At 61.9% G+C, this 11,206-nt stretch carries 10 protein-coding genes; 6 read left to right on the top strand and 4 right to left on the bottom strand.

Annotation, left to right across the window (positions count from 1 at the left end):
- From A2J01_RS27855 to A2J01_RS27845, 3 genes are all read left to right on the top strand, one after another.
- A partial coding sequence (locus A2J01_RS27855) for an AMP-binding enzyme (RefSeq protein ID WP_442971582.1) occupies positions 1-241 on the top strand: 241 nt, incomplete at its 5' end.
- Between the two features lie 68 nt (positions 242-309).
- A complete protein-coding gene (locus A2J01_RS27850) occupies positions 310-1,329 on the top strand; it encodes an alpha/beta hydrolase (protein ID WP_064114019.1) in 1,020 nt (339 codons plus the stop codon).
- Positions 1,330-1,460: 131 nt separating this feature from the next.
- On the top strand, positions 1,461-2,483 hold the full coding sequence (locus A2J01_RS27845) for an alpha/beta hydrolase (RefSeq protein WP_064114018.1): 1,023 nt from the start codon (positions 1,461-1,463) through the stop codon (positions 2,481-2,483).
- A 5-nt stretch (positions 2,484-2,488) separates the two neighbouring features.
- Here A2J01_RS27845 and ramB read toward each other — a convergent pair whose 3' ends face one another.
- The 4 genes from ramB to A2J01_RS27830 all read right to left on the bottom strand — a co-directional run bounded on the left by ramB (position 2,489) and on the right by A2J01_RS27830 (position 6,371).
- The gene (gene ramB / locus A2J01_RS27840; protein WP_003941547.1) at positions 2,489-3,901 is read right to left on the bottom strand and encodes an acetate metabolism transcriptional regulator RamB; all 1,413 of its coding nucleotides are present in this window, start codon (positions 3,899-3,901) and stop codon (positions 2,489-2,491) included.
- A gap of 125 nt (positions 3,902-4,026) precedes the next feature.
- Positions 4,027-5,286, bottom strand: coding sequence for a formamidase (gene fmdA, locus A2J01_RS27835; RefSeq protein WP_042923284.1), 1,260 nt, complete (start codon positions 5,284-5,286; stop codon positions 4,027-4,029).
- Positions 5,287-5,380: 94 nt separating this feature from the next.
- On the bottom strand, positions 5,381-5,668 hold the full coding sequence (locus A2J01_RS35480) for an FmdB family zinc ribbon protein (protein ID WP_037129638.1): 288 nt from the start codon (positions 5,666-5,668) through the stop codon (positions 5,381-5,383).
- A gap of 79 nt (positions 5,669-5,747) precedes the next feature.
- On the bottom strand, positions 5,748-6,371 hold the full coding sequence (locus A2J01_RS27830; RefSeq protein ID WP_231915945.1) for a serine/threonine protein kinase: 624 nt from the start codon (positions 6,369-6,371) through the stop codon (positions 5,748-5,750).
- Positions 6,372-6,874: 503 nt separating this feature from the next.
- On the opposite strand from A2J01_RS27830, the gene aceA reads away from it, so the two are divergent.
- The 3 genes from aceA to metE all read left to right on the top strand — a co-directional run.
- Positions 6,875-8,164, top strand: a complete 1,290-nt coding sequence (gene aceA, locus A2J01_RS27825; protein WP_003941533.1) for an isocitrate lyase — start codon at positions 6,875-6,877, stop codon at positions 8,162-8,164.
- 184 nt (positions 8,165-8,348) lie between these two features.
- Positions 8,349-9,245, top strand: coding sequence for a 3-hydroxybutyryl-CoA dehydrogenase (locus A2J01_RS27820; RefSeq protein ID WP_003941541.1), 897 nt, complete (start codon positions 8,349-8,351; stop codon positions 9,243-9,245).
- 91 nt (positions 9,246-9,336) lie between these two features.
- Positions 9,337-11,206 (top strand): 5-methyltetrahydropteroyltriglutamate--homocysteine S-methyltransferase (gene metE / locus A2J01_RS27815; RefSeq protein ID WP_064114017.1); only part of this gene is annotated, 1,870 nt, incomplete at its 3' end.

The following is an 11,206-nucleotide window of genomic DNA, read 5'->3' as shown; positions in this document are numbered from 1 at the left end:
CGCCGTGGTCGGGGTCGACGATCCGCTGTTCGGTGAGAAGGTCTGTGCGGTCGTCGTGTCCGCCGATGACGATCTGAGTTCGGAGGATCTGACCGCCTGGCTGCAGAGCCGAGGAGTGACCCGCGAGTACATACCCGAGTATGTGATGACGGTCGCCGAATTGCCGATGGCGGCAGGCGGCAAAGTAGCCAAGGGTGAAGTCAAGGCACTCGCGCAGAGGCGGATCGCTGAACTCGGCTGATCGCACTTGGCGGTACCGGCTTCGCGTTACGCTGATCCGGACATTGTGCCGAGAGTGAAGGAAACCCGATGACGAACCCTTCACCGCATCGGTGGCGCAGGCGCTTGCTGTGGGCTCTGGCAATTGTGTTCGTTCTCGTCGGAGCCGTGGTTCTGGCCTTCGTTCTGAGCCCGAGACCTGGCGCACTCACCGTGCGATGGGTCTTCGATCGTGATGCGGTGAAAGTCACCGAGGCGCTCGAGAAGCACGCGCCCGAAGGCGTCGACTCGATCAAGGACCAGCAGTACCGCGCCGATGACGACGACGCATACCTGGATGTCTACTTTCCCGCAGCGACGACGACCGAATTGCCTACGGTGATCTGGACTCATGGCGGTGCCTGGATCTCGGGAAGCAAGTCCAACTACGCGCCGTACTACGAGTTGCTGGCCTCGCGTGGCTACACCGTTGTGTCCCTGGACTACTCACTCGGACCCGAGCACTACTATCCGACGGCAGTGCGGCAGCTCAACGACGCTCACGCGTACGTCGTCGCGAATGCGGAACGGCTGCATGTTGATCCGACGACGGTCGTTCTGGCCGGTGATTCTGCGGGAGCGCAACTCTCGAGTCAGCTCGCCACTCTCATCACTGATCCCGCCTATGCGAACCGTGTGGGCGTGGTCCCGTCGCTGCGGCCGGATCAGTTACGTGGAGTAATCCTGAACTGTGGAATCTACGACGTCGGGAACATGGTCGGCGGACCCGGCATCATCGGTTGGGGAGTTGATCGGTCCCTCTGGGCGTATACCGGCGTGCGTGACTTCATGAGTACCGACGCAGCGGATCAGATGTCGACCTTGAACTACGTCACCGATCGATTTCCGCCTGCCTACATCAGCGGCGGCAACGCCGATCCGTTGACGGATTCTCAGTCGAAACCGATGGCTGACAAATTGACCGGGTTGGGAGTTGCGGTCGACACACTGTTCTATCCGGCCGATCACGTTCCGGCGCTCGGGCACGAGTATCAGTTCGATCTGGACAATGCCGACGGTCTCACTGCGCTCGATCGCACGGTTCAGTTTCTCGAGGCTCATACCGGCTAAATGTCGGATTGTGGTGAACCACTGCGAAAATGGTCATTGTGGACAAAGCTCCGCGGGTGCGTTGCCAGGGAATTCTCAACTAGTCCTTTTGGTCTAGCCTGGGTGAATCCGATCCGACCCCAGGAGTTGTTGTGCGCGCGTCTTCCCCCGACAGACGGCGAAGGCGCATTGTCGGAACCGCGGCGGTATTCGTCGTCATTCTGCTGTCCGGGGTAACCGCGGCACTCGTCAGTCCGTGGCCAGGAGTTCTCCTCGTACGGTGGATGTCGGCGGGTGGCTCCGAATCGACTCACGCACAACTCGACAGGCATGCACCGTCAGGAATCGTCTCGATTCTCGATCAGTCGTACCGCGAAGGCGACGACGATGCACAACTCGACGTGTACTACCCGTCGGAGTCCACTTCGGCGCTACCCACGGTGGTCTGGGTGCACGGCGGTGGCTGGATATCAGGGTCGAGAACTGATGCCGACGGTTACTACAAACTGTTGGCAAATCAAGGTTTCACTGTGATTTCGGTGGACTATTCACTGGGGCCGGACGCGTATTACCCCACCGCAGTGAATCAGCTTAACGACGCGTATCGATTTATCGTGAGCCATGCGGACAGGTTGCATGTCGATTCGAACAACCTCTTTCTTGCCGGAGATTCGGCAGGCGCGCAGTTGTCCAGTCAGATGGCGACCGTCATGACCAGCCCTGACTACGCGTCGGAAATGGGTGTGGAGCCGGCATTACGTCCCGAGCAGATACGCGGAGTTGTCCTCGACTGTGGGGTCTTCGATCTGAAACCGCTGCTGTCACAGGGGAAGTACTTCGGTTGGGGCGTCGACAAGCAATCGCTGTGGGGGTACCTCGGAACGAGGGACTTCGACGGGTCGACTGCAGTGCGTCAGATGTCGACACTGGGTCATGTGACCTCGGACTTTCCAGCGACGTTCATCACCGGCGGAAATGTCGACCCACTGACCGCCAGCCAGTCGAAACCCATGGCAGAACGGCTCGCCGATCTGGGCGTCGAGGTCGATGCACTGTTCTACCCGGACGATCACGAGCCTGCACTCGACCACGAATATCAGTTCGACCTCGACACCGTCGACGGGGTGATCGCGTTCGATCGCACAGTCGCGTTCCTACGCGACCACGTGCGTTAGCGCGGTCAGCGAATCACGTACGGCGAAATCGAACTCCGGTGCTCGCTGATGTCGAGGTCTTTACCCAACGGAGGGAAGGCACGCTGCGGACAATTGAGGCGTTCGCAGACACGGCAGCCCGAGCCGATCGGCGTTCCCGGATTCGACTCGTCCAGATCCAGACCGTCGCTGTAGACGAGTCGGTGGGCGTGTCGAATCTCGCATCCCAATCCGATGGCGAAGATCTTTGCGGGCTGTCCGTATCGAGCCGCTCGACGTTCGACCGTGCGAGCAACCCATAGGTATCGGCGGCCGTCGGGCATCTGTGCGATCTGAGGCATGATCTTGCCCGGATACGAGAACGTCTCGTAGACGTTCCACAGCGGACACGTACCGCCGCTGGTGGAGAAGTGGAATCCGGTGGCGGACTGACGCTTCGACATGTTTCCGGCACGATCGACACGCACGAACATGAACGGAACCCCGCGAAGTTTGGGGCGCTGCAGGGTCGAGAGGCGGTGGCAGATCGTCTCGTAGCTCGCGGAATAGAAGGCGGACATACGCTCGATGTCGTACCGGAAGTCCTCGGCAACCTCGTGAAACTGGCTGTAGGGCAGCACGGTGGCCGCGGCGAAATAGTTGGCCAAACCAAGCTTCGCAAGGGAAACCGACGCTTCGCTGGTGAAGTTGCCCTCGGCCACCAACGAGTCGAGCAGGTCGCCATGCTCGAGGTATGCGAGTTCTGTCGCGAACTTGAAGACCTGTTGCCCGCCGGAGAGTCGTGCGGAAATTTCCAGGACCCTGGTGTCCGGGTCGTAGCGATGAAGTATGTTCTCGCCCAAGTCGACTCGTCGAACGATCTGCACGTCATGGACGGACTCGAGGCGTCTGGCGATCTCGCCGGCGACGTCGCCACGGTGAAAGCGCATCCGGGCAGTGAGTTCTTCGGCCGCGGTGTCGAGATCGTGGATGTAGTTCTGTCGCTGATAGAAGTAGTCGCGCACTTCCTCGTGCGGCATGGTGATCGAACCGCTGCCGCTGCCGTCGGAGAAACGGTCCTCCGTGGCTGCGGCGAGCTGCGCCGTCGTGTTCCGGAAGCGGCGATGCATGTTCACCATCGCCTTGGCCAGGCCCGGGTGGGTGGAGACCATCTCCGCGATTTCGTGGGCGTCGGCGTCGATACCCATCTCTTGATCGAGGGCAACTTCACGCATTTCCGCGATCAGGCGTGTGTCGTCCTGCGGGGAGAAGAAGGTGGTGTCGACACCGAAGACTTCACTGATTCGCAGGAGCACCGGCACGGTGAGTGGCCGGACGTCGTGCTCGATCTGATTGAGATAGCTTGCCGAGATCTCGAGCGTCTTGGCCAGCGAAGCCTGACTCAACCCGCGCTCGGTCCGCAGTTGGCGGAGCCGGACACCGACAAAGGTTTTCGACATTTTCCCAGGATACGAGTGACAGTCCGGCTTCGCAAAGGTGGGTTCGCAGTCTTCGCACAGGGGCTCCGCCCCCGTGAGTGGTTGAGGAGCCTCGGCACTCCCTAACCACTCACGGGGCCGGAGGCCTAGACCCTGTTCTCCGAACGCGGGGCGCCGATTCCGGGATCGATCTGGAACGGCCCGCTCGACGAGGGTGCAAGGGGGAAGTCGAAGATCGCAGTCGGGAGATAGACCGTCGAACACGAGTTGGGGATATCCACGACACCCGACAGGCGGCCCTCGATCGGCGCCGCGCCGAGTAGCAGGTACGCCTGCTCTGGCGCGTACCCGAACTTGGTCAGATACTCGATCGCATGCAGGCACGCACGCTGGTAGGACAGATGTGAATCCAGGTACTTCTGTTCGCCGTCCAACGTGACGGAAGTGCCCGAGAACGCAAGCCACTCGGAATACTGCGGATCCGTGTTGCCCGGCATGAAGATGGCGTTCTCGGAAACACCGTAGGTATCCATTCCGCCCTTGATGATGTCCACACGAAGATCGATGAAGCCGCCCATCTCGATGGCACCGCAGAAAGTGATCTCACCGTCGCCCTGGGAGAAGTGAAGATCGCCGACCGACAGATTCGCACCGTCCACGAATACCGGATAGAAGATTCGGCTGCCCTTGGTGAGGTTCTTGATGTCCTGGTTTCCGCCGTTCTCACGCGGGGGAGCGGTACGAGCCGCCTCGCCGGCCACGCGTGTGTACTCGTCACCGGTCAAGGTTCCCAGTACTGCATCGCGGGGCTCGGGCGGAAGTGCAAGCGGGGGAACCCGATTGGGATCGGTGGCAATGAGGGCGCCCTCGCGGGCATTCCACTTGGCGAGCAAGGCTGCCGACGGAGCCGTGCCCATGAGTCCCGGGTGGACGATGCCCGTGAACGAGACGTGCGGAATGTGACGCGACGTCGCCGTTTGGCCGGAGAAATCCCAGACGGCTTTGTACGCATCGGGGAACTGTTCGGTGAGGAAGCCACCGCCGTTGTTCCGAGGGAAGATGCCCGTGTACCCCCAGCCTTGGCCGGCCAACGGACCCGAATCTTCTTGGGGGATAGGCCCGATATCCAAGATGTCGACGATCAAGAGGTCGCCGGGCTTCGCGCCTTCGACGGCAAAGGGGCCGGACAGCGTGTGGACCGTGGTCAGTGGTGCATTGAGAATGTCGTCGGCCGAGTCGTCGTTGTGTATTGCGCCGTCGAACCATTCGCGGCAATGGACACGAAACGCATCACCGGGTTTCACCGTCACCGCCGCCGGGATGTCCGGGTGCCACCGATTGTGGCCGACGATTGCCTGGTCGGTGAATTTCTTGGCGGAATCGAGTGGAAACAGCAGTTCAGGCATATGCACTCCTCATTCTCGAAGAAACGGAAAACTCGTGGCGGCAGGACTTTCGTGTCGGATCGGGACTCACGGCGAGGGCGCGCGGTGAGGACGCTCAGGGGCGAGGTAGCTTGCGGTGCAACGGATTGGACGTCGTTGGGGCAGATTGCCGGCCGCGGCCGGGTAGCGACCCACTGACCACGGCAGGCTCGTGAGCCGATCGAGCAGTGCTGTCCAGTAGACCCATCGCGGCCGACGACGCGTGACTCAACCGGGGAGACGAGACCACCCGCTTGGACTCGAGACTGCACTGGGGGCAAGTAATCGACTGGGGCACTTCGGCCATCGCGAACGACCGCTCGAGCGGGCCGCAGCCGGTACAGCGAAACTCGTACAGAGGCATGCGGTCACGCTATCGGAGGATCCGTAAGTGCGACACTGGAACGACACGCACCGGGTTGCCGATGCCGCAATTGCGCCCGTCAGCGCAAGTACACAACCGCGTTGTCTCCGCCGGTACAGGTGACGATGCCGGAGGTCACCTTGCATGCCATCGTGTACTCCTTGCCGGTCACCGGACTACGTGCGGACACGGTGCTGGATGCACCGATTGCACCGGAGTTCCCGTAGGCGATCCGAACCGCCTCGGCAAACTCACATGAAGTTTTGCCCCCACTTGTCGCGGACTCCTTGTAACTTCCGGCCGGCTGCCCGCCGGGGCAGGCGGACGCACCGGCCGGAAAGTTCGCGGCGCGTGTGGTCGTCGGGGATGTCGTGCTGGGAGCGGTTGTCGTGGTGCCGGGTGTGTTCGCGGCGCCGATGGTGGTGTGGGCGGCGCCACCGGCGGCCGAGTTGGGGACGTCCTTCGGCCAGAGGACCCAGGCAAGCCCGCCGAAGAGAGCCAACACAGTGATGACTCCGATTACGGATACCGGAATCACCCAGCCGGCCCGACGCGGCGGCGGATTTCCACGTGGCGGTGCAGGCGGGAATCCCTGGGGCGGGGGATACGACTGCGGCGCGGCTCGGTAGCCCAACTGCGGCGGCTGTGGACCGGATTGCGACCATGCCTGGTTGTTCGGTGGCCGCTGATAGTTGTCCGGCACCGCTTTATCGCCCGGTCGGGGGCGTCGAACGACAAGTCATGGTTCGACAGCATATGGCCGGCGAACGGGTTGTCTCCGGCTTTCCCAGGGGTAGATCCCGGAATTGTCCTAGCGAAGGCTGGTGCCGAGGAGTGATTGCGGTCACTCGCAGGTAGCGAAGTTGGCTCCGAAGTAGCGGAAGGGCCTGTTCCGAGTTCCATGCGAACTGCCGGAATTCGCAAGCGGCGGAGTTGAGTGCATTTCGTTCACAGCCTGCGGTTTCTTTCCTACTCGCCAGTACGGAACCTGTCCGATTGGGTAGTACCAGTCGCGTAGGAATCTTCACAGACTTAGCAAAGTGTGTTGAAAAGGTAGCGAAGATTGGCATTAGCAACAGGTAGACGGCACTTTTTCGATGTGCCATCCTCGGTAAGTACACAAGAAGGGCCTGGCAAGTATGTGAAGTAGTACGCACGTACTGCTCACAACAGGCCGGACCAGCAGATCAAAGAGATGGAGTCTTGATGTCGACCACCGGCACCCCGAAGACCGCAGCTGAGCTCCAGCAGGATTGGGACACCAACCCTCGCTGGAAGGGCGTTACTCGTAACTACACGGCCGATCAGGTCGTCAAGCTCCAGGGCACCGTCGTCGAGGAGCAGACCCTCGCTCGTCGCGGATCCGAGATCCTGTGGGATCTCGTGAACAACGAGGACTACATCAACTCCCTCGGTGCACTTACCGGCAACATGGCTGTGCAGCAGGTTCGCGCCGGCCTGAAGGCCATCTACCTCTCCGGTTGGCAGGTTGCCGGCGACGCTAACCTCTCGGGCCACACGTACCCGGACCAGAGCCTCTACCCGGCCAACTCGGTTCCGACCGTCGTCCGTCGCATCAACAACGCACTGCTGCGCGCCGACGAGATCGCCAAGACCGAGGGTGACACCTCCGTCAGCAACTGGCTCGCTCCGATCGTTGCCGACGCCGAAGCCGGCTTCGGTGGCGCTCTCAACGCTTACGAGCTGCAGAAGGCCATGATCGGCGCCGGCGCTGCCGGTGTCCACTGGGAGGATCAGCTCGCTTCGGAGAAGAAGTGCGGCCACCTCGGCGGCAAGGTGCTCATCCCCACGCAGCAGCACATCCGCACCCTGACCTCGGCTCGCCTGGCTTCCGACGTCGCGGACGTTCCGTCCGTCATCATCGCCCGCACCGACGCTGAGGCCGCAACCCTCATCACCTCCGACGTAGACGAGCGTGACCGCCCGTTCCTCGACGGAACCCGCACGGCTGAAGGCTTCTACGGCGTCAAGAACGGCATCGAGCCCTGCATCGCTCGCGCCAAGGCTTACGCACCGTACGCAGACCTCATCTGGATGGAGACCGGCGTGCCGGATCTCGAGGTTGCAAAGAAGTTCGCCGAGTCCGTTCGCAGCGAATTCCCGGACCAGCTCCTGGCCTACAACTGCTCCCCTTCCTTCAACTGGAAGGCGCACCTGGACGACGCGACCATCGCGAAGTTCCAGAAGGAGCTCGGCGCAATGGGCTTCAAGTTCCAGTTCATCACGCTGGCCGGCTTCCACTCGCTCAACTACGGCATGTTCGACCTTGCCTACGGCTACGCCCGCGAAGGCATGACGGCATTCGTCGACCTGCAGGAGCGCGAGTTCAAGGCTGCCGAAGAGCGTGGCTTCACCGCCATCAAGCACCAGCGTGAGGTTGGCGCCGGCTACTTCGACACCATCGCCACCACCGTTGACCCCAACACCTCGACGGCAGCTCTCAAGGGCTCCACCGAAGAGGGACAGTTCCACTAAGAACTGACTTCGGGTGGGGGAGAGGCTCGGCTTCGGGTCTCTCCCCTGCTTGTATCACCGCACTACTTTCTCTCGTCTTCAAGGCAGTTCCGATTGCGTCGGCCACCAGCGTCGACGCAGTTCGAAGTGCTTGTTTTGCAACACCTTCACCAGACAAACTCCACGAGACAAACAAGGAGCTGACGTGACCAGCGAAAAAATTCAGCGCGTCGGCGTTATCGGCGCCGGAATCATGGGTGCCGGAATCGCCGAGGTGTGCGCCCGCGCACATGTCGATGTTCTGGTCTTCGAGCAGACTCGCGAGCTTGCAGCAGCCGGGCGTTCACGCATCCTGCGTTCGCTCGACCGCGGCGTGAGCAGCGGAAAGATCACAGAACGTGAGCGTGAGCAGGCCGCATGGCGTCTGCGTTTCACCTCCGATCTGGGAGATTTCGCGGACCGCCAGCTCGTCGTGGAGGCCGTCGTCGAAGACGAGAAGATCAAGAGCGAAATCTTCGCCGAGCTCGACGCGGTCGTGACGGACCCGGATGCGGTTCTCGCGTCCAACACGTCGTCGATCCCGATCATGAAGCTCGGCATCTCGACCAAGCGTCCCGAGCGAGTCATCGGCATGCACTTCTTCAACCCGGTTCCGGTTCTGCCGCTCGTCGAATTGGTGACGACGCTCAAGACCAGTGCCTCCGTCTCGCAGCGCGCCGAGGCTTTTGCCAGCGACATCCTCGGCAAGCAGGTCGTCCGCAGTGCCGACCGCTCCGGCTTCGTCGTCAACGCACTCCTGGTGCCGTACCTGCTCTCGGCGATCCGCATGGTCGAGTCGGGCTTCGCGACCAAGGAAGACATCGACAAGGCGACGGTTCTCGGCCTCGCGCACCCCATGGGTCCGCTGGCTCTGACGGACCTGGTCGGACTCGACACCGTCAAGTCCATCGCCGACTCCATGTACGAAGAGTTCAAGGAGCCGCTGTACTCCGCTCCGCCGCTGCTCCTGCGTATGGTCGAAGCCGGCTTGACCGGCAAGAAGTCCGGCGCGGGCTTCTACGAGTACGCCGACAACGGTCGCTCCACCAAGCAGGCAAGCTAAGGCCCAACGCCCCTGTGCGCCTTTCTGGTAGTTCCGGCTACCACAAAGGCGCACAGGGCGCTCGCGCCCCTCGGTTAGAAAGGTCGACCGCATGTCCAGCAGCACTGCAGCATTCGGCTCCAGCGTCCTGGGGTATCCGCGCATCGGGCCGCGCCGTGAGCTCAAGCGCGCCCTCGAGTCCTACTGGCACGGCACTTCGGACAAGGACGCACTTCTCGCGGTCGCCAAGGAACTCCAGGAATCGACCTGGAGCGAATTGGCTGCGACGGGATTGAGCCAGGTTCCCGGCAACACCTTCTCCTTCTACGATCACGTGCTCGACAATGCGCTGCTCTTCGGCGCAGTGCCGGAGCGGTTCAAGCCGCTCGAGGGCGCCCTCGAGCCGCTCGATTTCTACTTCACGATGGCCCGCGGCCGCCCGGACTTCCCGCCTCTCGAGCTGGTGCGCTTCTTCGGTACGAACTACTACTACCGTCAGCCCGAGATCGACGCGAACACAGTGTTCTCGCTCAACTCGGATGCACTTCTCGACGAGTTCGAACGTGCGAAGGCGCGCGGCATCGAATTGCGCCCCGTCATCATGGGGCCCGTCTCGCTGCTTCTGCTTTCGAAGGTCGGACCTGCCACCGAGAAGTCCGATCCGAACTTCACCCCGCTCGACCTGTTGGACGCGCTCCTGCCCGAGTACGAGAAGCTCTTCGAGCAGCTCGCCAAGGCCGGTGCGACCTGTGTTCAGTTGGACGAGCCTTCGGTCACCGAGGACCGCACCCCCGAGGAGCTAGCCGCTCTGGGACGTGCGTACGAGAAGCTTTCGACGGCCCCGCTGCGCCCGCGCCTGTTGGTGACGGGTCCGTACGGCAAGTTCGGCGAAGCCCTCAACATCTTGGCGCCCACCAAGATCGAAGCCTTCGGACTGGACCTGGTGCACGGCAAGATCACGGCCGAGGAACTGGCCGCGGTGCCGAACATCAAGCGCAAGCGCATCTACGCGGGCGTCGTCGACGGTCGCAACGTCTGGCGCGTCGACCGGTTCAACACCTTGACGTACCTGAACGAACTCAAAGACGTTGTGCCTGACCTCGTCGTCTCCACGTCGTCGTCGCTGCTGCACGTGCCGTACGACGTGCTCTCCGAGTACGACATTCCGGGAGACGTCGCAGACCGTCTGGCTTTTGCGAAGCAGAAGGTCGGCGAAGTCGTCTCACTGGCGAAGGCGCTCACCGAAGGTCCTTCGGACAAGTGGCGTAAGCGTCCGACGAAGGTGCACTTCAAGCTCAAGCACGCTGTCCGTGCTCGGGTGAACGCGATCAAGCCCGAAGATCGTGTGCGTGCACCGTACGAGGAGCGTCGTAAGGCTCAGCAGGAACGGTTGAATCTGCCCTTGGTGCCGGCCCAGACACTGGGTTCGTTCCCGCAGACCGACGCGATTCGCCAGGCTCGTTACGAACTCGGCCAGGGGCGTTTGGAGTGGGACGACTACTACAAGCGCATCCAGGAAGAGATCGAGCGCACAATCCGTCTGCAAGAGGACATCGGTCTCGATGTTTTCGTGCACGGCGAGCACGAGCGCAACGACATGGTCCAGTACTTCGCCGAACTGCTCGAGGGCTATGCCTTCACGCACAACGGTTGGGTTCAGGCCTACGGATCTCGTTGCACGCGTCCGCCGATCCTCTACGGCGACATCGCACGTCCGAAGCCGATGACGGTCGAGTGGATTGCGTACGCGCAGTCGCTGACCGACAAGCCGGTCAAGGGCATGCTGACGGGTCCGGTCACCATGATCGCCCGTTCGTTCGTTCGCCAGGATCAGCCGCTCTACGAAACGGCAGAGCAACTGGCACTTGTCATTCGAGACGAAATCGCGGATCTCGAAGCTGCCGGAATCGCCATCATCCAGGTGGACGAACCGGCAATTCGTGAACTGCTGCCACTGCGTGAGGACGGCCGGGAGGCCTACC

It is taken from the genome of Rhodococcus sp. EPR-134, from assembly GCF_001647205.1.
In the GTDB taxonomy this organism is placed as follows: Bacteria; Actinomycetota; Actinomycetes; order Mycobacteriales; family Mycobacteriaceae; genus Rhodococcus_F; species Rhodococcus_F qingshengii.
This window is presented reverse-complemented; position numbering and strand designations above follow the sequence as displayed.

Excerpts from the sequence above, each read along its gene's own strand:
- A2J01_RS27850 (WP_064114019.1), top strand. The coding sequence starts at position 310 with ATGACGAACCCTTCACCGCATCGGTGGCGCAGGCGCTTGCTGTGGGCT.
- ramB (WP_003941547.1), bottom strand. The coding sequence starts at position 3,901 with ATGTCGAAAACCTTTGTCGGTGTCCGGCTCCGCCAACTGCGGACCGAG.
- fmdA (WP_042923284.1), bottom strand. The coding sequence starts at position 5,286 with ATGCCTGAACTGCTGTTTCCACTCGATTCCGCCAAGAAATTCACCGAC.
- A2J01_RS35480 (WP_037129638.1), bottom strand. The coding sequence starts at position 5,668 with ATGCCTCTGTACGAGTTTCGCTGTACCGGCTGCGGCCCGCTCGAGCGG.
- aceA (WP_003941533.1), top strand. The coding sequence starts at position 6,875 with ATGTCGACCACCGGCACCCCGAAGACCGCAGCTGAGCTCCAGCAGGAT.